We start from the raw sequence: 19,754 nt of genomic DNA on the forward strand, positions 1-19,754 counted from the left end.
GCCCCATTGCCCCGAGTGTGGAACCACATTTGTGCGAGTCATTCACCAGGCGACGATGGCCGACTCGCTCCTGCAACTGCTTCGGGTCTATTCGTTCCGGTGTCAGCTCTGCACGGCGCAGTTTCGGGCCTTCCGCCCGGCGGCGCGCGACCTGACGCAGGCCTTTGACCGCCGGCAATACAAGCGACTCCCCACCTCCTGCATGGCGACGCTCGTCACCGACCTGCTCAGTCCGCGGGAAATGGTCACGGACATCTCGATGGGCGGGTGCAGCGTGCGGATGGAAAGCCCGCTCCCGCTGGGGACGTTTCTGGGGTTGCAGTTCCAGACCGCCGAACGGGGAGCCGGCATCACCGTCTCGACCGCGATGGTCCGTTCGGTGCGTGAGCGCTCGGTCGGCATTCAATTTCTGGAGATCGAGCGCGATCAAAAAACCAAGCTGAGCCAGTACGTCCATGGCCTGCTGCTGAGCCAGGGACTGGCGGCGGAGGCATCCCCTTCCTGAACGGTGAGAGCGCTCACGCTCCGCTACGTCCCGCTCGGCGAGTCACCAGCAGATTATCGATCAATCGGACCGTCCGGACCGTCCGCTCCGTTTTCTTCGGAGTTTCCGCGCCGATCCTGACCGCTCCCAACAGCAGCGCGTTCCGAGTGATCCGATGCAGCGGCTCCAGCGTGTCCGGATCGCACACGGCCAGATAGTCGATCGCGATCAACGGCTCTTTTCGGATCACTCGGACCATCCCCTGACGCACGAGCGCGCCTGAGGAGACGCCTCGCTTGACGGTTGCCGCGCCGGTCTGCAAGGCCCGGTACAACAGCGGAGCCAGACGGCGTTGCCGCTCGGTGAGGTAGGCATTCCGAGAGCTGAGGGCGAGGCCGTCCGGCTCGCGCACCGTCGGGTGGACTACAATGGAGGTGCCGAGGTTCAGGTCGGCGACCAGCCGCCGGATCACGCAAACCTGTTGATAATCCTTCTGTCCGAAAATCGACTGATCCGGACGAACGATGCCGAACAGTTTGGTGACGACCGTGGCAACGCCCGAGAAATGCTGCGGCCTCTGTTCTCCCTCCCACCGTTTCGAAATCTCCGGAACCACCACGACCGTCTGAAAACCGGCCGGATACATGGCGGAGGCGCTCGGGGCAAAGAGGACGTCGATGCCCTCTTCCCGGCACAGGCGGGCATCCCGTCGGAACGGGCGGGGGTAGCGGGCATAGTCTTCGCGCGGACCGAATTGCGCTGGATTCACGAAGATGCTGACGACCACGGCGTCGCAGGTCAATCTAGCGCGGCGGATCAGCGCCCGATGTCCTTCGTGCAAGGCGCCCATCGTCGGCACGAAGCCGATGGTGCCTCCCTCGCGTTGAACCGAACGGCTCCATGCGGTCATGGCCGCCGGGGATCGCAGGATCAGCATCAGTGACGGCCGGATGGAGATGAAGCGCAGGAAGGGCGCATCCTATTGAGGATGGACGGCTGTGGGTCGAGCTTGCGGACCTGCGCCGGATCCTCGAGCGCTTGCAGCAACTCGGTGACCGATCGCCCGAGCACCGGATGGACCCAGGCTGGCTCGACCTCGGCGAGCGGGACCAGCACGAATCGGCGGCGATGGAGCCGGGGATGGGGGATCACGAGCCCCCCGTCGTCGATGGTCCTGGTCCCATAGGACAGAATATCCAGGTCTATCGTGCGCGGACCCTTGCGATTCTCCTGGTCGCGCCCGAGCGCTGATTCGATCTCGCGGCAGACATTCAACAGGCTCCGCGGCGTGATGTCCGTGTCGAGCCGCACGACGCCGTTGAGGACCCAGGTCGATCCCGGATCGCCGCCGTCGGGAATCGGTTCCGTCTCGTACAACGACGAGAGACCGGTCAATTCTGAATGGGGCAACAGGCTCAACAATGTCACCGCGCGGGAACAGTAGTCCACCCGGTCGCCGACATTGGACCCGAATCCGATGAAGACTGTTTCGCGTGACATAGGTCAATCGTCAACCACATAAACGTCAAACGTCAGCTGTCAAGCGTCAACCGGCAAATGCCGAGCGCCATCGAGCAGAAGGCTCTGTTTTTCTGTCGCTTGACGAATGACTCATGACGAATGACGTCTCTATCAGAACCCCGTCTTGCGCATCCGCTCCAGCGCTTCCGCCAGACGCTCCTTGCTCGTGGTGAGCGTCATGCGGATATAGCCCTCGCCCGGCTCGCCGAACCCATTCCCCGGCGTGCTGACGATGCCGGTCTTCTCCAGCAGGTGGGCGGTGAAGGAGGCGGAGGTATAGCCGTTCGGCACGCCGATCCAGACGTAGAAGGCCGCGGGCGGCAATTCCACGTCGAGCCCGAGCTGGCGCAGGCCAGGGACGAACACGTCCCGCCGTTCCTGATAAATCTTGCGCAGGCCGTCCACGAGGTAGTCGCCGGATTCGAGCGCCGTGATCCCGGCCTCCTGCACCGCCTGGAACACGCCGGAGTCGAGGTTGCTCTTGACCTTGCCCAGGCCGGCCAAGACCTGCTTGTTCCCGACCGCGAACCCGATGCGCCATCCGGTCATGTTGAAGGTCTTCGACAGCGAGTGAAACTCGACGCCTACTTCTTTGGCCCCCTCGACTTCGAGGAAGCTCGCGGGAGGCTGGCCGTCGTAATAGATTTCCGAATAGGCCGCGTCGTGACAGACGATGATCTGATGTTCCTGCGCGAAGGCCACGACCTTCTTGAAATAGTCCTTGTCGGCCACCACGGAGGTGGGGTTGTTCGGGGAGTTGAGGAACAGCAGCTTGGCCTGCTTGGCGATGTCCTTCGGGATCGCCGCCAAATTGGGCAGGAAGCGGTGCTCCTTCTTCAGCGGCATGATGTAGGAGGTGCCGCCGGCAAAGCCGGTCGCGACCGGGTAGACGGGATAGCCAGGGCTCGGCACGAGCACCACGTCGCCCGGATCGATGAAGGCCAACGGCACGTGCCCGATGCCCTCCTTGGAGCCAATTAAGGTCAGCACTTCCGTCGCCGGATCGAGCGTGACGCCGAAGCGCCGTTTGTACCAGCCGGCGACGGCCTGGCGAAAGCTCAACAGGCCTTCATAGGAGGGATATTGATGGTTGCGTGCTTCGGCCGCCGCGAGCTTCATCCGCTCGATGATCGGCGCGGGGGTCGGCAGATCGGGGTCGCCGACGCCCAGATTGATGATGTCCACCCCGCGCGCGATCGCCTCCTGTTTCATCTTGTCGATCGCCGCAAAGAGATAGGGGGGTAAGGTCTTGATACGTGTGGCAAATTCAATGGGAAACCCAGCCATGCGTTGTTCCTTTCCTGTCCTTGAATCAACTGAGAGGTTCGATTTGGAAAATGTGCGTCAGTAGAGTACAGCAGGAGAAGCGCGGCAATCAACGTGACTAGCGGCTCAGGACGAGCGGATCAGCGGATCAGATGGGCGATAAGCCGATCGGCCCATTGGTGGAGCTGCGGAAGGGCCGGGACCGCGCGGTGTCTGAGTTCATCGATCGTCTGCCTGGCGCGGGCCACGTCGCCGGCGCATTCGCGGCAGAGGGCCTCCATGCCAGGCTGGTCCATTTCCAGATGAAAGAGCAATCCGTAGGCCCGGTCGCCGTAACGGAAGGCCTGCACCGGGAACAGATCCGAAGCGGCGAGCGTCACGGAGCCGGGCGGGCAGCCGTACCCCTCGCCGTGCCATTGAAAGACTTCTAACGAGGTCGGGAGCGTTCCGAACACCGGGTCCTTTCGGCCCTCATCGGTCACGTGAATAGCCGTCATGCCGATTTCGACCCCGCGGCCAGGCTGCACCGTCGCGCCGAGGGCTTTGGCCATGAACTGGCTGCCGAGGCAGACGCCGAGCGTCGGGACTCCGGCCTGCATCGCGCGTTGAATGAAGGCCGTCTCTTCCGCAATCCAGGGATCGGGGTCGTTCACCGACATGGGCCCGCCCATCACGATCAGCAGATCGCCGGGCTCGTCCGGAAGGCCTTCGCGCGGGACGAGGACTTGCCTGAGTTCAACGTCGTGGCGCTTCAATGAGGCAGCAAAAGCGCCCGGTCCTTCGAAGGGCACATGTTGAAGACAAACGGCGCGCATAAGATAGGTCGGATCTTAAGGTTGACAGAAGGTAGCTATACGTTTAGCCTTCCCGCCCAAATTGATAGTCGGACAAACCTCTATACACGAACGATGTATATCTCAGGTAATTAGTATGTTAACTGAGCCGCCGATGCAAGAAGTTGGAAAACAAACACAGGCTCAAGTGTCTTATGGTTACCGTGGATCATACCGTGTCTCGAAGGTAAGTCCATGCACAATAACTATTGAAGATTTATGTAAGTTATACTCGCGCTTAAGTGGCAAAACATCGGAAGCGCTAGAAATGTATCTCGGGTCAATTGTTCCTCAGCCCGGGCAAGATGCGGCACAATTTGAAAAAATCAAAAATGAGGCTCGAAGGATGGGTCATCTGGCAGTGATCATCATCGGCGCGAATGGTGAACAAATTGTAGACTCACGTGTGGAGGCATTGGCGCAGAACGATCTCCCAGACAAGATTGTTTCCATAACTTTTGACAGCGCTTCCGCTCTAAAGGGGTTCAACATCATATTGCCTAACAGTTTCCGCTTAAACCTGGACTTCACAGAACCGCCCGGGTTCCATGCATACAATCCGTGGGATCAACCAACACCTAACAACAGTGTCCTGGAGGTTGCTGGTTCAAATGTCACTGCTCGTGTTCAGAGGCATAATGGCCGGTTTCCGTTGGACTTTCCCAGTGGTTGAATTGCAAGGTGCAAGAAGCAAAAAAGTCCGCACAGCTCTAGTCACAGTTCTAAGTAGCCTGCTGTTGGCATTGCTTTACGATATATTAAAAGCTCTCCTTAAATCAGAAGGTATCTACAGCTCTTTCTCGTCGTGCAGTTCGCACTCACCTTTCATGGTCAGGTCTTGCAATCGCACTTACGGTTGCGATGGGTGAACCGATCAGGTCATTTGGGTTTGCCTGATGGAAGATTCCACCGAGATTAACCATGTCCCGCTTGACGAGTGAGTTGCGGTGAAGTGGTTGCAAGGCTGCACAGCAGCCGTGCTTGTATGTCTGGTTGCGCTCGGAACGATCGCCGGGGCTTCCGAGCTGAGCGAGCAGCAGAAGATCGAGGCGCTCCTCGATTCTCTAAAGGAGATCCCCGGCGCCGTCTTTGTCCGCAACGGCACGGACTATACCGCCGATCAAGCGGTGGACCATCTGAGACGTAAGCTCACGGCGGCCGGTGGGCGCGTGAAAACCGCGGAAGATTTCATTGCCTGTTGCGCGTCCGGCTCCTCAATCAGCGGCGAGCCCTATCGCATCAAATTCCCCGACGGTCGCATGGTGAACAGCGCGGACTATTTCCGCGCGAAATTGAACGACCTGAACTATCTGAGCGAACCGCGCCGGTAACCCGCTCCGACGCTCGCTCATCGTCACGCGCGGTCGCCCGACCGTCCATTGCTATTTCTCTCCCGCAGTAGTCTTTCCCTCTCCACCGCGTTACAATTTGCGCATGGCGCATCGTATCCAGACGATCGAGGACGTGGCCTGGCTCCTCCGGCACACCCGCGGGTTTCGCGGCGGGCAGGTAACGGACGTGCACGTCGCGCGGCGACACCTATTCGACGAGAACGATTGCTGCGAAGTGCTCGCCGAGACCACCGTGACGGTCGTGATCCGCTACTTCATCGACGTCAACGCCGAGGGCCACCCCCAGCGCCTGCTGCGTCTTGCGCGGTTTCGGATGATGGGCGTGACGGACTTTTCGATCTTCGAGCAGGAGGGGACCAACAGTGCCGCGATCGACGCGCTTCAGGCGGAAATTCAGGAGGGGCGCCTGCGGTTCTGGTTCGATCAATACGGCGAAATCTATGTGATCTGCGAGTGGGCCGAGTTGGAAGAGGTCGCCTATCCCGATGCGTTGCCGGAGAGGCAGGGGGCCACCCAGTGGCTGTTTCAGGCCAGGGACGCCGACGCCCCCAGCGTCGCCTGGCTGTTGGAGCAGCTCGATCGAGCCGGCGTGCCCTGCGTGTGGAAACACCGGTCGCGCACCAATGCGACCAATGCGAATGGAACGGGGAAGGGGAAGGAGTCTCATCTGCTCTGGGCCGGTGAACTCCAGGTCAGCCCGTCACGGGCCTTCCTGTCCGGCGACTGTCTGGAGGTGCAGGCCTATGGTCCGCTCGATGGCCGATCCTTTGGCGTGATGTTGCGCGCTCAGGAATCCGAGCGGGATACAGGAGGGCGACTGCTTTCGGCCGTGGCCGAGATCCTGACGAGCCATTTTGCCGGCGAAAGCATCGCCGGCCGGGCGCTCCTTCCCGAGGAGCCCCCGTTCCCTCGCGTGACCGGAAGAGGGAAGCGGAATGGACAGGCCAACAGTTAGAATAAGATCGAAAACGGAAACGGGGAGGTGAGTGATCCGTTTACACGGAGGCGACCGAGGCGGAGACAGCCAGTTTGTGTCGGCCGTTTCCGTTGAGGGACCCGTTGAGGTGGTGCCCGTGGCTGCCGTTGACGGCGGTGGGCTTGGCGTTGACGCACTCGACGAGGTGCCAGAGACGGAGCGGATTAACGGCCTGCTTGCGGGAAACCTGGAGGGTCGTGCCTTCGAGCACCGTGTGGAGGGAGAGATCGGTCCGCCAGCCGAGATGCTTCGTCAAGGGTGAGATGACTTTCTCCATGGCGGCGATGATCTTGTTCCCGTTGCGGAAGTGGTTGAGCATGATGATGCGCCCGCCTGGCCGGCAGACGCGGATCATTTCGTTCACGACGCTGCGGTAATCCGGCACCGCCGTGACGACATAGGCCGCGACCACGGTATCGAAGGTATTGTCCGAAAACTCCATCGCGCCGGCATCCATCCGGTGCAGCTCGACATGATCCATCCCGTAGATCTGGGCCCGTTCGCGGGCCTTGGCAAGCATCCCCTCCGAGAGGTCGATGCCCACGATTCGGCAATGCCGCGGATACATCGGTAACGCCAGCCCGGTGCCGACCCCGACTTCCAGGACCAGCTCGTTTTCCCGCAAGGCCAGGTTTCTGATGGCCGATTCGCGGCCTTCATGGAACACTTTGCCAAAGACCCGGTCGTAAACCCCGGCGTAGCTGGTGTAGACGCGCTCAACTTTCTTCAGATCCATTCACACCCTCCCTGGCTCACAGGAGCGCCCCCGGCGCACGCCGAGCAGGAACCCTCTCACCGCGCGTTGAAACTTGGAAATCAGGGGACAACTGACGGCGGGAACCCACTGGAGCTGGTTGTTGAAGCACGCCCGCCAAACCAAGCGGAGCTACTGTAGCCAACTCTCCTACGTGAGTCAACTCCTGGCCTCACTTTTCATGCGGTTGCGTCTCGTGAATCGCGGTCCGTTCGTGGGAAGAATGCTCGGTCGCCCCATTTTCCGGATGCGCGCGGCTATGCTATCGTGCTCGGCATGATCGCGGCGGGCCTGTTCATGTTCGTGCTGGTGCTGGGGTTCATCGTACTCGACTGGTGGTATTTTGCGCAGGGCCGGAGCGACGCCACCCGCTATGGATGCCGTGTCGCCGCGGTGGCGCAGCCAGTGGCCGTCCCGTCGGCGAGCGAGTTGGCGGCCCGCTTCCATCCATCCGGCATCCTTCCGTTGCCGCACGGCGCCGCGCGGCTGTTTCCCAACGAGCGCCGGATGGTGCTGCAGCCGGACTGCCGGCGCTTTGCTTCGCGATTTCGAACCGCCTGGCCGATGAAGGGCTCGATCGACATTGCGTCCGGGGAAGGCGGCGTCGAGCTTGTCTGCACCAAACGGATTCCCTGGTCTTCTGCCATCGTCACCCTGCTCTGGTTCGCGCTGGTCGGATTGGGCACGGCCGGGTTTCTCATCTCGTATCTGCTTCAGGGCGGATTCACGTCGTTGTCCGGGATCCTCATGGGAGTCGGCGTGGCGGGGCTTGGCACGCTGGTCTTCGCGTTTGGATTGGTGACGGTGTCGCTGGCCTATCGGTTGGAAAATACGAGATTGATGCAGGTGTGGGAGGAGCTGCGCCAGGCGTTGCGGGGAGCGGATGCGGACGACAGGACGAGCGTGTCGAGCGGCGACGTGAGGCAATCGGAACCGTCGCGGGCGTGATCACGGTCGTCGTCAATTGTCATTCGTCAATGGTCATGCGTGAAGGATCGCCCGGCCTTCGCGCCTTGATCCGGCGTGACTCTTGGTACGGTGAACGATTGACGGTTGACGTTTGACGGGGCGGCTACGTCAGGAACGTGTCCAGCAGGCAATGATACTCCGCCGGAAGATCCAGGGTCTCGCGGCGGCGGGCCAGACCGGCCAGAATCCCGCGATGTTTCATGTTCAGCCCCGATGCGACGAAGGCCTCACGGAAACAGGTCCACTGAGCGGCGGGATCGTTCGCGATCCGCTGCCGTTCCTCGACCGGCAAGGCGTTGAGGATTCTGGTCAGGTGGAGAATCCCCTGCTCGACGCTATGGTAAGGTGGGGCCAGCTTGAGCGTGGCGTAGAACGTGTCCAAGTGGCGGCGGAACGTCTCGCGAAGCTGCCGGACGGGATCGGGCGCGGCCGGCTGATCGGCTGGTGGAGAGGCCATGGCACGATGTTTCAACCCCGGTTCATCATCGGAACCATTCATGGTGCGAAGAAGGACATAACAAACTCAGGAGGGATGCTGCAATGACGAAGTCTGCGCGGATGATGCTGGCAGGGCTGATGGCGGTCGGGACGGCGACGGGAACCGCGGCCTGCGGATCGCACCACGGACGCCCGCCCCACGCTGGGATGCCGTACGGAGCGAGCGCCATGGGACCGGCCGGCCACACGTCGTTGGAGAAGGGCAAGCAGGAAGTCGGAGCCCTGATCGACAAGACGATCCAGGACCCGGCCAAGGCCAAGCACGTGAAGGACCTCGCGCAGGAGATCATGAGCGAAGTGACCGCCTCCACCGAACAGAGCCGCGCCGGCCATCAACAGCTCTATACCCTGAACGCGCGCTACGATGCGACGCCGGAAGAGTTCACCAAGATTCTGGACGACATCAATAATCACCGGATGCAGCACGCCGCCCGGATCTTGAAGCTCCGGTTTGAGATGAAGGACACGCTCACGGAGCAGGAATGGAAGGCCCTCACCGACGCGTTGAACGGCTATCGCGGCCAGTATCACCACGGCAAGGGCGCCGCTCAGGGGGCGGGCTCCGGGTCCAGTTCCGGCTACTGACCGGAGATCGGCGCAGCAAACAAGCGGGTGGACGTCCGTCAAACGTCATTCGTCAACCGTAGAAGTGCGGCACATCTTCGTATCTTGTCCTCTTGATCGTTGGTCGATTGACGACTGACGGTTGACGCATGACGGCGGTTCGGGGTGCCGCAATCGCCTGTCTGGCGGGCTGGTTCACCATCCGGCTACAGCAAATCGCCTGGGGTCGGACGGTAGTTCACGCAGGAAACGACCCAGGTCCCTTCTGAGAGGTGCAGAACCGTCAGCGAGGCATGGTCGAACCGGAGACGACGCGTCGGTTCAAGCCCGGCGCCAAGATAGTGGGCGAGAATGGCCCGCAGCACGTCGCCATGGGACACGAGGGCGATGGCGCCGCCCGGATGACGGTCGAGGGCCTCGGCCACGGCGGGCAGCGCCCGGGCCTGCACGTCGCCCAAGGATTCGCCGTTCGGAAACCGCGCCTCGTGCGGACGGCTGTACCAGTGCAGGCGAACCGGCTCCTGATCCAGGTCCCGCCAGTACCGTCCTTCCCAGTCCCCCACGCCGATTTCCCTGAGCCGCTCCTCCACCGTGATCGGGAGGGAGCAGGACGAAGCCAGGACCTCCGCCGTCTGGACCGTGCGCCGAAGCGGGCTGGTATAGAGCGCCGACAGCGGCTGTATCTTGTGACGCTCGGCGAGGACGGCCGCCAATTCGGCCGCCTGCCGCCGGCCCTTGGCGTTCAGCGGAACCGGCTGCGTTCCCATGATGCGGCCGCTCCGGTTCCAATCGGTCTCGCCATGCCGGATCAGATAGAGTCTGGTCATGGGTGCCTCGCGGCTCATCCTTGGACCGCCTGCGAGCCCGGCTCGGCCGCCGCGGGCACCAACGGAATCGCCGTCCAACTGTCACCCCCGTCGGTCGAGCGATACAATCCGCTCCCGTTGGTGCCGGCGTAAAGCGTGCGCGCATCGTGCGGGCTGATCAGCAGGCAACGCACGTTCAACGTGGCGAGGCCCTGATTCACCGCCTTCCACGTGGCGCCCCCGTCGGTGCTCTTGTGCACCCCTTCCCGGCCTGCGACATAGACCGTCTGCGGCGAATGGGGATCGACCATGACCCAACTCATGAACTGATCGGGCAGCGACTCCCCGATGCGCCTCCAGGACTGCGCCCCGTTCGTGGTCTTGAACAGGCCCTTGGTCGTGGCGGCATAGACCGTGTCGGGCGACTCGGGATCGACGGCCAGGAGGTTGATGCCCAATGACAGCGACGCTTCGAGGATGCGTTCGGGGATCAAGCCGTTGTTGACCTTTTTCCAGGTGGCGGCTCCGTCGATGCTCTTGTAGACCCCGCCGGTCGTGCCGGCGTAGAGGATCTGCGTGTTCCGGGGATTGATCGCGAGGGTAACGACGATGTGGACCTCGGTCATGCCCGCCATCTGCTCCATCCAACTGCGGCCTCCGTCCCGCGTGACGAAGGCCCCCACCGTGGTGGCCGCAAAGATCGTCTGGCTGTCCTGGGGATGGAAGACGAACTGATTGACGTAGGACACATGCTCCTTCAGGCCCACGTTGTGCGGCAGCCACCGTTGTCCGCCGTCGGGGCTCTTGTACACCGCGTCCCCCATCGTGCCGGCATAGATGGTGGCGGGAAACTTCGGATCGATGGCGACGGTGGTCACGCGCCGGGCGCTGAAGTTGGGCATTCTGGACCAGGTGGCTCCGTTGTCGCGGCTCTTGAACACGGCGTCATTGGTGGCGACGTAGAGGATCGAGGGTTTGGTTGGGTGGACGGCGATGGACACGACGGATTCGCTCGGCCGATCGCAGCCGAGCGCCGGCAGCAGGGCAGACAAAAACAGGCAGATCTGAATCGAGCGGATCAGCATGGCGATTGGAGCACGAGACGGGGCGACGAACGGCACCCTAACGGGGCTCTCCGATCTGAGTCAAGGCGAGAAGAGGGATCGGCTCATGGCGTCGCGGCCGGTTTGTACCGTTCGGCGTAGCCGGTGAGCTCCACATAGCCCTGTCCGGCGACCGGCTTGCCGCGCAGGGTTCCGGTGAGACGCGCCGCGCCTTCCCAATAGGTCACGCGGGTGCTGCGCCAGGTGATCAACTCCTGATCGTTCAAGAGCGGGTCGATGTCCAGGACGAGGTCCAAGGTCTTGCTGGACAGGCGCCAGCGGCTCGGATAGCGGGCGCCGCTGTGCGGGCTGGTCCACCGCTCCAGCTCGTCCAGCCGGATGGACTCCGTCGTGAGCGGTCTCGTCTGCCCGTCGGCGCCGACCCAGGTGCCGCTGGAGGCGGGATCGGCTTGGCCGTCTGTCCGCCGGAGCCGGTACCACATGAGTTCGTCGCCCGTATTGAGTTGGAGACTGAACCAATCCCATCCCACGAGTTCGGCGCTCAACTCGCCGGAGCCGAATTCGTGATCCATCCAGCTCTGTCCCGTCACCGGAATGCGCTCGCCCTTCACCGTGAGGGTGCCTCTGGTGGACAACCTGGTCAGCGAATAGTAATGAGAGGCCTCCTCCGGCTTGGCCCCTTTCCGGCTGATTCCCTGCGATCCGTGAATGACGGGTGGTTTGGTCGGAGAGAGGATCAACTCGATGCCATAGTCCTCCGTGGCCGCCGTCAGGTGATGGACCTTGTCCAATCCGTCCGTCCCCTCGGGGCTCACCGCGCTCCACCGGTCGATCCAGACCCGTAACCGGTCCTGATCGGCTCCGGCCTTCCCGAGACCCTCCCGGCTGATTTTTTCCGCATAGTGAAACTGTTCCTGCGCCAGGTCGGTCAGCGCGAAGTGCGCCAAGTAGAGATCATGGATGCGCCAGCGGGATCGTTCCTGCGGTGGGGCGGACCCGTCGCGCGCCTTCTCGGTCCTGGTCACGCCTCGGCGGAAGAACGTCAACTCGTACCCGAACGTCCGTCCGTCCGCTGCCTTGAGGTGTCCGGTGTAGTACCACCATTCGGTTTGAAAGGCCGGATGAGAACCGTGGTCTCGTGGAAAGAGGTACCGGTAGCCCGGCAGCGCCTGTTGAAACGAATGGACCGCGGTTGTGGCGCGCTCCGGCGCCCGCCGGTGCTCGCTGTTTGAGGAAGAGGAGAACGCCCCGGCTGGGAAGACAATGGTTGCCGCAAGCCATATCGGAAACGACCTGGACAGCAAGCCGCACCACACCGAGGAACCGGTGATCCTGCTTCTCTCGATGCAATCGCACATGACGGCTATATACCATCTCTAGCCATGGGGAAATAGACGTATTGGTTGCGAAATTGTCCCGCTGTTTCACCGCGACAGGGCAGGGCTCCAGCGTTGACATCATAGACCCCATCGGCTATCGTGGGCCATGCTGAAGGAGTCTGGCCATAATGCACCGCAGCCCGCTCGGGACGCCTCCGAGGAGGGCCTGCAAGTTCCTGACATCATTCCGATTTTTGCCCTCCCCACCGTCGTCTTTTTCCCCCGGACCTACCTGCCGTTGCATGTGTTCGAACCCCGGTACCGTGAGATGGTTCAGGATGCGGCCCGCGAGGGCCGCTGTATCGGGATGGCGCTGCTGAAAGACGGCTGGGAATCGAACTACTACGGAAACCCTCCGGTCTTTTCGATGGGCTGCGTCGGCCGATTGATGACCGTGCAGCCGTTGCCGGACGGCCGGTCGAACATTCTGCTCCAAGGCGTGGAACGGTACGAGATCCAGGAAGAGTTCTATGACCGGCGCTACCGGCGGGCCAGGATCGTCCTGCGTCCCCAGTCCGAGGATCGTTCCATCGAGCCGGCGCTTCGGACGAAGCTGGAGCAGGACTTGGAACGCTATATCGGGGAGCGCGAGAACAGCCACGTGTGGAAAGAATTTCTTCGCCAGGGGGTAAGCGACGACAGCTTGGTTCAGCGGGTGTCCGCCTATCTGGATTGCACCCCGCTGGAAAAGCAGTTGCTGCTTGAATCGGAGAGCCTGCGCCAGCAGACCCTTCGATTGCGGGATCTCATCCACTTCAAACTGCATGAGCAACATGGCGTGAAAGGTTGGGGATGAGCATGAGCGAACGGACCGTGGCGATCGACGTCGCCCACCTCGGCAAAACCTACGACCAGTTTCAGGCGGTTCACGACCTCTCCTTTCAGGTCTACGAAGGGGAGATCTTCGGATTGCTGGGGCCCAACGGGGCCGGGAAGAGCACGACCCTGCGCGTGATGATCACGCTCCTCCAACCGACGACCGGAGGCGTGTCGATCCTGGGCCATGACGTCGTGCGGGAGGCGGACCGCGTCCGACGGATCATCGGCTACGTGCCGCAAGAGCGCGCGATCGACCGGTTTCTGACCGGCCGTGAACATCTCGAACTGCTCGCCTCGCTCTATCATCTGCCGAAGGACGAGGCCCGGCGGCGCATTGCCGAACTGCTGAAGCTCGTCGATCTGGAAGGCCATGCGGACCGGCCCGCCAAGACCTATTCGGGCGGCATGAAGCGGAAGCTGGATATCGCCTGCGGCCTGTTGCCGAACCCGAAGATTCTGTTCCTCGACGAGCCGACTTTGGGGCTGGACGTGCCGAGTCGGCTGCGGATTTGGGACTATGTGAGGATGTTGCGGCAACGGGGCCTGACCGTGGTCATGACGACGAATTATTTGGATGAAGCCGATCAATTGTGCGACCGGCTGGCCATCATCGACCGGGGAACGATCAAGGCGTTGGGGGCCCCCACCGAATTGAAGTTGGGGCTTGGCGGCGATCTGGTCTCCCTCACCATCAAGAACGGCGAGGCGCTTGACGCCCTGGCCGCGGCCGTACGCGGGCTCCCCTCCGTTCGCGCGGTCACCATGAAGCCGCTGGGCTTGGATATCCGGGTGGACTCGCCCGAAAAGGCCCTTCCGGCCATTTTGGATGCAGCCAATCGGACTTATTGCCAATTGGAATTAATCGATTATCATAGGCCCCGGCTGGACGACGTGTTCATCGCCCACACGGGGCGCGCGATTCGGGAAGAGATCCCGGCGGAGAATCATGAGGAATGAGGAATGTGGAATTTCCAACTTGCCGGATCATGGGAATGTGAGCATGATCCATCACCATTCCTCATGTCGAATTTCGCATTTCTCATTGGCGGAGCCGAACGATGCGTGAATATTGGCAGGAAGTCAGCGCCCTTACGCTGAGGTGGGTCAGGCGGCTCAGCCGAGAAAAATTCAGCATGCTGTTCACGTTGGTCCAGCCCATGCTGTTCTGGCTCATCTTCTTCGGGAACCTCTTCCAGCGCGCGGCCGATACGCAGGTCGTTCAGGCGCCCAACTACATCAGTTTTCTGGCCGCGGGCGTCGTCGTGATGACCGTGTTGAACAACGGCTTGGCCGGCGGCGTGGACCTGTTGTTCGACAAGGAAAATGGCTTCCTGGAGCGGCTGATGTCCACCCCGATCCATCGGACCTCGGTCATCGTCAGCCGGTTCCTGTTCGTCATGGGGATCACGTCGATGCAGGTGCTGGTGATTTTGGGCGTCGCCTGGCTCTTCGGCGTCCGCCCGGCGACGGGGCTGGCCGGCGTGGCCATGATTCTCCTGATCGGCATGGCGTTCGGCGTAGGCCTGACCGCCATTTCGATGGCGATGGCCTTTTCCGTCAAGAGCCACGGCGATTTCTTTTCCGTGCTGGGCTTCCTGTCCTTGCCGATGATCTTTTTGAGTTCGGCGCTGGTGCCGCTGGCGGCGATGCCGTCCTGGATGGGGTTTCTGGCGCAGTTTAATCCGATGACCTGGGCGATCGATGCGGTGCGTCCATTGATCCTGTCGGGATGGAGCGAGGCCCTGCCGAAAATCGGCGTGGTGGCCGCGGGGATGGCGGTATTTGACGCCCTCTGCCTCTATGGCGGCGCCAAAGCCTTTCGGCGGGCGATGGGATGATGGAGCGCGTCGGTTCGGCGGGATCCGGGAGAGTAGGGACGATGCCGACGAGTGAAAGTCAAATCAGGGCCATGATCCGCCTCTTGAGCGACGAGGACGAGCGGATCGTCCGAACGATCACCGGAAAACTCGTGGACATGGGGACCAGCGCCGTGCCGCTGCTCCAGGAAGCGGAGCGGGAAGAACCGGAGATGGTCCAGCGGATCGCGGTGATCCTGGAAGAGATTCGCGGCGGGAAGTTGGAACAGGAACTGCAGGATCTGGCGATGGCGCCCGATCACCGGATGGATCTGGAAGCGGGGGTGTTTCTGATCGCGCGCTATGCGTACCCCAATCTGGATGTCGCCTACTTCACCCGGCAACTGGACCACATGGCGGCCGAGGTCCGGGGATATATCGGCCCCCGATCCAGCGGGGAGGAAACCGTCAAGGCGCTCGGGCGATACCTGTTCGCCGAGTTGGGCTATTGCGGCAATACCAAGAATTACTATGAAGCCGACAACAGTTATATCAACAAGGTGCTCGACCGGCGCACCGGCATTCCGATCAGCCTCTCGACCATCTATCTCTTGATCGGCAGGCGGCTGGGCTTGCCCGTGTGCGGCATCGGCATGCCGGGACACTTCCTCGTCAAATTCGACTCGGAGCGGTACAAGATTTTTATCGACTGTTTCAACTCCGGCGCCCTGTTGACGGAAAAAAACTGCATCCGGTTTCTGACCGAAGCGGGATACGGCTTCGACGACCGCTACCTCCAGCCGAGTTCCATCCGCGCGATCCTCATCCGGACGATCAAGAATCTGGTGGCGATCTACAGCAAGATGGAAGAGCCGCTCAAGAAGGCTCGGCTCACGCGCTTCATGAACATTCTCGAAGCGGACGCCAAGACTGCGGACTAACGTCACCAGGCGATCTGCAACAGATCGCGCGCCTTCGTAATCCTCCCCCGGTAGTGTTTGCCCGCCTGCGCCTTGACGTCGTACCGCTCCGCCACTTGATAAAAGTGGGACAGCAGCAGCCGCGCCGCGCCCGACTCCTGCGCCACGCGGCCGCAGTCGCCGGCATGCATATGCGCGGGGCCCGGGCGGTTGGCCGGGTAGGAACAGTCCAGGACCGCCAGGTCGCTGCCCTCGCAAAGGGAGACGAGGGCGGGGCAGTATTGGGAGTCGCCCGAGTAGGCCCACGAGCGGCCCTTGTGCTCCAGCCGATAGCCGAGGCAATGCAGGCGCGGCGTGTGGCGCACGGTCCTCGCCGTGATGCTGGTCTGCCCGACGGTGAAGGTCTCGTCCGCGACCTCCTGAATGCGCACGCGAAAGGGCGCGTCGTTGAACGAGGGAAAGGTCCGGATGATCGTCTGGAAGAGTCTGCGGCTGCCGCGCGGACCGATCAACGTCAGATCGGGACGCGGGCGCACGAGCTTCGCATGGATCACGGCATCGAAATAGAACGTGATGAAGTCCGAAAAGTGATCCGCGTGGAAGTGCGAAAACAGCAGGTGGGTGAGCCGGTGTCTATCCAGTCCCGTCTTGAGCAGATTCGATAGGGTGCGCGGGCCGAAATCGATGACGAAGGGCTGATCGGTCTCAACGAGGTAGCCGGCGGCGGCCCGCCGAGGATGCACGTTGGTGCCGGACCCAAGGACCGTGAGTCGCATCGTCAACGGGGCTGGGTGAAACTGTCTCGAATGCGAACCAGCAACTCGGCCGCCTGGCCGGCCTGGTGCTTGTTGAGCGCCCGCTCGAAAAACGGGCGCAGGTACATGATGTGCGCCCCGTAGGTCTTCCGGAACAAGGCGTCGCCCTTGTCCGTGAGCCTGATGCGCACCGCGCGGCGGTCCTGCGGGTCCGGGTCCCGCCGGATCAACCCCTTCGCCGCCAGGCGATCCAAGACGCCGGTCAGGGTGCCCTTGGTCACGAGCGTGGCCTGCGACAGCTCCGAACAGGTCAGGCCGTCCGTGTCGCCCAATGTCGCGATCACGTCGAATTGCGCGGGCGTGAGTTTCATCGCGCGGATGTGCCGGTTGTCGGCGCGCGAGAAAGCCAGATAGGCCTCCACGAGCGGGCGGATCACTTTCAGGTGCGGATCATCTTTCAGATCGGGCAACTTCGGCGACGACATGGCGATCGGCGCCGGATCGTAGAAGGACCGTGATGGAGAGTCAAGCCCGCCGTGGGGATTGACGCGCGCGGTCTGTGCCGATCCGGCTGTTGACGGGTCGAAGACACGCTTTTTATAGTGCCGCATGCTCGCGCGCAACGAACGGGGACAGGTCCGGCTGACGCTGGTGCTCCTGCTGATCGGGCTGGTGGTGACGGCGGTGTGGATCTGGAAACGGACCCCGCCGGATGTCCAGGATTACGTCGTGGAGCAGGTCGTGCCGGCTACGGCCCTGGCTTGCGTGGTCGCGGCCGGCGGATGGCTGTTGGTCCGGCCCTTTCGCAAGCGGCGCGCGCAACGAGCGCGACGGGCCCGCTTGCTCGCATCCTTCAAGAAGGCCCGCACGTGGGAGGCGCGCCGCGACCTGGCCTTCCAACTCGTCGAGATCAATGAATATCAACGGCACGGTCTTGAAGAGGTGGCCGGAGAGCTAAAGGACATTTTTATGGCCACGCTCAAACAGGCGGTGGGGGACAAGCAACATCGCCTCCGCGGCATGGCGGCCAGCCACCTGGGGGTGCTGCAAGACCCGTCCACCGTGCCGGCCTTGATGGCGGCCCTGGACGACGACCATGCCTATGTCCGCGGCTGCGCGGCACTGGGATTGGGACGAATGAGGGCGATCCAGGCGAAGGAGAAGCTGGCCGTGATGATGAAGGAGGATTGGGACCAGACGGTTCGCAGCCGCGCGCGGGAAGCCTGGGAGCGGATAGGTTAAACGGGACGGCCTACAAAATCGTCAGTCGTCAATGGTCAACCGTCAACTGCGGGAGCCGATTCCCCGATTGACGGATGACGATTGACCAGTGACGCGCTCTTTCCATTCGATCAACAGGACCTCCGGCGGGCAATTCCACCGGAGGGGCAAGGCCGACCAGCCGAGCCCGCGATTCACATACAGCCGGTGCCGGCCCACTTCATACAGCCCGCCCACCTTGCCCGCGCAGCCAGGCGGCAGCCAAAAGGGACGCAGGTAGGGAGGCCGCCACTGGCCGCCGTGGCTATGGCCGGTGAGGATCAAATCGAGATGGTGCCCGTCGTGGAGGATCTGCAGGATGTTCGGGGCATGGGCCAGGAGCAAGGTGAACCGGTCCGGATGAGGGGACGGCACCTGGTCCAGGCGGGCGCGATGGAGCGAGGGGTCATCGACGCCGATAATGGCCAGCTCGCCGCCATTGACCTGCAAGGTCGTGGTTTGGTTGACCAGCAACGTGATCTTGTGCCGGTCGGCCAGCGAGGCAAATTCGTCCACCGGGACCCCGCTATAATGGTCGTGGTTCCCGAGGGTCATGTAGAGGGGCGCGATCCAGCGGAGACCGGCCAAAAAGCGGAAGAGGGACGGGAGTCCGCTGCGGACATTCAACAGGTCTCCGGTGATGAAGATCCAGTCCGGCTTGAGATCCGCCACGATCCGGATGGTCTTGTCATGCCGGATCTGGTACCGGTCGAGATGCAGATCGGTGAGGTGGACGGCCCGGCGGCCGGCCAGACGCGCATGGGTGCAATGCAGCCTGGTCAGTTGCGGACGAGCCAGCCCATATTCCCAATGCGGCAACCGATTGAACAGGTGATGCAGCGGAGCGGTCAGGACGTGGCCGGTAAACATGCGGGAAAGGTCTTGCCATTCCTGCCACCTAGCCCTCATCTCGTGACCTGATCGAGCACGTTGCGGTCCGAGAGGGTCAGGCGATAGCCGGAGTCATACAGGTGTCCCATGCCCGTGACGACGAGGTCGAGCGAGCGGTTCTTATAGATCCGATCGAACTTGGTCGTGAGGGCCTGGCCGCGAGCAGCCTCGGAACCGGCGGCGTCGGAGCCATGGGATTCGTTGGCCGGTTCCTGTAGGTCTAGAGCGCGGAGGAAATCTTGGATCTCCGGCTGGCTGTAGTGCCAGTCGTCGTCCCGGTCAGCAACGAGCGCGAACTCATAGAACGTCAGACTGATCGAGAGCGCCGTCTGGGTGAAGCCGAACGATTCCCGTGCCTGCTCCAACCCCTTTGGATAGAGGGTGGCGCAATCGGGAGCGCCTGGTCCGCCCCCGGCCATCGGTCGGCTGAGGAGAGGCTGCTCATTGGTCGGCCGCCAGGCGATCGGCTCCACGCTCGGTCGAGGGGCGGATTTTTGAGGGCGCAGTTGTTGATAAAACCACTGGGTGCAGACATCGGCGATCGCGAACTGCCGCTTATCCTGCGCGACTTGACGGCGGACGTGCTCGGTGATCTGGACAAACGGATCGATCGGCGTTGCCTCGGCGGTCGGATCAGGAATGGTCCCGGCGAACGCGAGCAGGGCGAGACACAGAGCAACCCGCCACGGAATCGGCGGCGCAGGCCAGCGAAGCGGCCTGTTCCGAACGGAGCGGCTCATGCAGCGCCATATGGATAGGCAAAATGGGGTCACCGGTGGGTTCAGTATAACATGGCCTGGAAGCGGAGCGAGGAAAATGACTCATTTCCTGATGCAGGACCACGGCT

Annotated in this window: 24 protein-coding genes; 11 read left to right on the plus strand and 13 right to left on the minus strand. The window is 62.3% G+C overall.

The window, feature by feature from the left end:
- Positions 1-31 precede the first annotated feature (31 nt).
- Positions 32-505: a PilZ domain-containing protein gene (locus tag QWI75_RS03820; RefSeq protein WP_289267362.1), complete on the plus strand. Its 474-nt coding sequence runs from the start codon at positions 32-34 to the stop codon at positions 503-505.
- A gap of 13 nt (positions 506-518) precedes the next feature.
- Here the strand turns inward: QWI75_RS03820 and panC are convergent, their stop codons facing one another.
- The 4 genes from panC to QWI75_RS03840 all read right to left on the minus strand — a co-directional run bounded on the left by panC (position 519) and on the right by QWI75_RS03840 (position 4,026).
- A complete protein-coding gene (gene panC / locus QWI75_RS03825) occupies positions 519-1,421 on the minus strand; it encodes a pantoate--beta-alanine ligase (protein WP_289267363.1) in 903 nt (300 codons plus the stop codon).
- A complete protein-coding gene (folK, locus tag QWI75_RS03830) occupies positions 1,421-1,984 on the minus strand; it encodes a 2-amino-4-hydroxy-6-hydroxymethyldihydropteridine diphosphokinase (protein ID WP_289267364.1) in 564 nt (187 codons plus the stop codon). The genes panC and folK overlap by 1 nt, the downstream gene beginning before the upstream one ends.
- A gap of 132 nt (positions 1,985-2,116) precedes the next feature.
- Positions 2,117-3,292 carry an LL-diaminopimelate aminotransferase gene (locus tag QWI75_RS03835; RefSeq protein WP_289267365.1) on the minus strand — a complete coding sequence of 392 codons (1,176 nt, stop codon included), beginning with the start codon at positions 3,290-3,292 and terminating at the stop codon, positions 2,117-2,119.
- 119 nt (positions 3,293-3,411) lie between these two features.
- The gene (locus tag QWI75_RS03840; protein WP_289267366.1) at positions 3,412-4,026 is read right to left on the minus strand and encodes a type 1 glutamine amidotransferase; all 615 of its coding nucleotides are present in this window, start codon (positions 4,024-4,026) and stop codon (positions 3,412-3,414) included.
- 175 nt (positions 4,027-4,201) lie between these two features.
- On the opposite strand from QWI75_RS03840, the gene QWI75_RS03845 reads away from it, so the two are divergent.
- The 3 genes from QWI75_RS03845 (at position 4,202) to QWI75_RS03855 (ending at position 6,411) form a co-directional block, all read left to right on the plus strand.
- A complete protein-coding gene (locus QWI75_RS03845; protein ID WP_289267367.1) occupies positions 4,202-4,777 on the plus strand; it encodes a hypothetical protein in 576 nt (191 codons plus the stop codon).
- A 274-nt stretch (positions 4,778-5,051) separates the two neighbouring features.
- A complete protein-coding gene (locus QWI75_RS03850; RefSeq protein WP_289267368.1) occupies positions 5,052-5,435 on the plus strand; it encodes a DUF5329 family protein in 384 nt (127 codons plus the stop codon).
- A gap of 103 nt (positions 5,436-5,538) precedes the next feature.
- Positions 5,539-6,411, plus strand: a complete 873-nt coding sequence (locus QWI75_RS03855) for a hypothetical protein (RefSeq protein ID WP_289267369.1) — start codon at positions 5,539-5,541, stop codon at positions 6,409-6,411.
- A gap of 40 nt (positions 6,412-6,451) precedes the next feature.
- Here the strand turns inward: QWI75_RS03855 and QWI75_RS03860 are convergent, their stop codons facing one another.
- Positions 6,452-7,168: a class I SAM-dependent methyltransferase gene (locus QWI75_RS03860; protein ID WP_289267370.1), complete on the minus strand. Its 717-nt coding sequence runs from the start codon at positions 7,166-7,168 to the stop codon at positions 6,452-6,454.
- 294 nt (positions 7,169-7,462) lie between these two features.
- Between QWI75_RS03860 and QWI75_RS03865 the strand changes: the two genes are divergently transcribed.
- Positions 7,463-8,134 (plus strand): hypothetical protein, encoded by a 672-nt coding sequence (locus QWI75_RS03865; RefSeq protein WP_289267371.1) that lies wholly within the window; start codon positions 7,463-7,465, stop codon positions 8,132-8,134.
- 124 nt (positions 8,135-8,258) lie between these two features.
- Here the strand turns inward: QWI75_RS03865 and QWI75_RS03870 are convergent, their stop codons facing one another.
- Positions 8,259-8,612: a hypothetical protein gene (locus QWI75_RS03870; RefSeq protein ID WP_289267372.1), complete on the minus strand. Its 354-nt coding sequence runs from the start codon at positions 8,610-8,612 to the stop codon at positions 8,259-8,261.
- A gap of 83 nt (positions 8,613-8,695) precedes the next feature.
- Between QWI75_RS03870 and QWI75_RS03875 the strand changes: the two genes are divergently transcribed.
- Positions 8,696-9,238, plus strand: coding sequence for a hypothetical protein (locus QWI75_RS03875; RefSeq protein WP_289267373.1), 543 nt, complete (start codon positions 8,696-8,698; stop codon positions 9,236-9,238).
- A 185-nt stretch (positions 9,239-9,423) separates the two neighbouring features.
- Here the strand turns inward: QWI75_RS03875 and QWI75_RS03880 are convergent, their stop codons facing one another.
- Genes QWI75_RS03880 through QWI75_RS03890 form a run of 3 tightly spaced genes read right to left on the minus strand, consistent with a single transcriptional unit; the run spans position 9,424 to position 12,391 of the window.
- Complete coding sequence (locus tag QWI75_RS03880) at positions 9,424-10,062, minus strand: histidine phosphatase family protein (protein WP_289267374.1); 639 nt, start codon at positions 10,060-10,062, stop codon at positions 9,424-9,426.
- Positions 10,059-11,144, minus strand: coding sequence for a WD40/YVTN/BNR-like repeat-containing protein (locus QWI75_RS03885; RefSeq protein WP_289267375.1), 1,086 nt, complete (start codon positions 11,142-11,144; stop codon positions 10,059-10,061). The genes QWI75_RS03880 and QWI75_RS03885 overlap by 4 nt, the downstream gene beginning before the upstream one ends.
- A gap of 47 nt (positions 11,145-11,191) precedes the next feature.
- Positions 11,192-12,391, minus strand: a complete 1,200-nt coding sequence (locus QWI75_RS03890) for a lipocalin-like domain-containing protein (protein ID WP_289267376.1) — start codon at positions 12,389-12,391, stop codon at positions 11,192-11,194.
- 181 nt (positions 12,392-12,572) lie between these two features.
- Between QWI75_RS03890 and QWI75_RS03895 the strand changes: the two genes are divergently transcribed.
- The 4 genes from QWI75_RS03895 to QWI75_RS03910 all read left to right on the plus strand — a co-directional run bounded on the left by QWI75_RS03895 (position 12,573) and on the right by QWI75_RS03910 (position 16,022).
- Positions 12,573-13,262, plus strand: a complete 690-nt coding sequence (locus tag QWI75_RS03895) for an LON peptidase substrate-binding domain-containing protein (protein ID WP_289267377.1) — start codon at positions 12,573-12,575, stop codon at positions 13,260-13,262.
- 2 nt (positions 13,263-13,264) lie between these two features.
- Positions 13,265-14,242: an ATP-binding cassette domain-containing protein gene (locus tag QWI75_RS03900; protein WP_289267378.1), complete on the plus strand. Its 978-nt coding sequence runs from the start codon at positions 13,265-13,267 to the stop codon at positions 14,240-14,242.
- A gap of 101 nt (positions 14,243-14,343) precedes the next feature.
- Positions 14,344-15,123 (plus strand): ABC transporter permease, encoded by a 780-nt coding sequence (locus QWI75_RS03905; protein ID WP_289267379.1) that lies wholly within the window; start codon positions 14,344-14,346, stop codon positions 15,121-15,123.
- Positions 15,124-15,164: 41 nt separating this feature from the next.
- Positions 15,165-16,022 (plus strand): SirB1 family protein, encoded by an 858-nt coding sequence (locus QWI75_RS03910; RefSeq protein ID WP_289267380.1) that lies wholly within the window; start codon positions 15,165-15,167, stop codon positions 16,020-16,022.
- A 2-nt stretch (positions 16,023-16,024) separates the two neighbouring features.
- On the opposite strand, the gene QWI75_RS03915 is transcribed toward QWI75_RS03910, so the two are convergent.
- Positions 16,025-16,777 carry an MBL fold metallo-hydrolase gene (locus tag QWI75_RS03915; protein ID WP_289267381.1) on the minus strand — a complete coding sequence of 251 codons (753 nt, stop codon included), beginning with the start codon at positions 16,775-16,777 and terminating at the stop codon, positions 16,025-16,027.
- Between the two features lie 2 nt (positions 16,778-16,779).
- Positions 16,780-17,367 carry a MarR family winged helix-turn-helix transcriptional regulator gene (locus tag QWI75_RS03920; RefSeq protein ID WP_289267382.1) on the minus strand — a complete coding sequence of 196 codons (588 nt, stop codon included), beginning with the start codon at positions 17,365-17,367 and terminating at the stop codon, positions 16,780-16,782.
- Between QWI75_RS03920 and QWI75_RS03925 the strand changes: the two genes are divergently transcribed.
- A complete protein-coding gene (locus QWI75_RS03925; protein WP_289267383.1) occupies positions 17,366-17,998 on the plus strand; it encodes a HEAT repeat domain-containing protein in 633 nt (210 codons plus the stop codon). The genes QWI75_RS03920 and QWI75_RS03925 overlap by 2 nt on opposite strands.
- A gap of 42 nt (positions 17,999-18,040) precedes the next feature.
- On the opposite strand, the gene QWI75_RS03930 is transcribed toward QWI75_RS03925, so the two are convergent.
- Positions 18,041-18,925, minus strand: coding sequence for a metallophosphoesterase (locus tag QWI75_RS03930; protein WP_289267384.1), 885 nt, complete (start codon positions 18,923-18,925; stop codon positions 18,041-18,043).
- Positions 18,922-19,647, minus strand: coding sequence for a hypothetical protein (locus tag QWI75_RS03935; RefSeq protein ID WP_289267385.1), 726 nt, complete (start codon positions 19,645-19,647; stop codon positions 18,922-18,924). The genes QWI75_RS03930 and QWI75_RS03935 overlap by 4 nt, the downstream gene beginning before the upstream one ends.
- Positions 19,648-19,754 lie beyond the last annotated feature (107 nt).

The sequence above is a fragment of the Nitrospira tepida genome, from assembly GCF_947241125.1.
GTDB classification, from domain to species: Bacteria; Nitrospirota; Nitrospiria; order Nitrospirales; family Nitrospiraceae; genus Nitrospira_G; species Nitrospira_G tepida.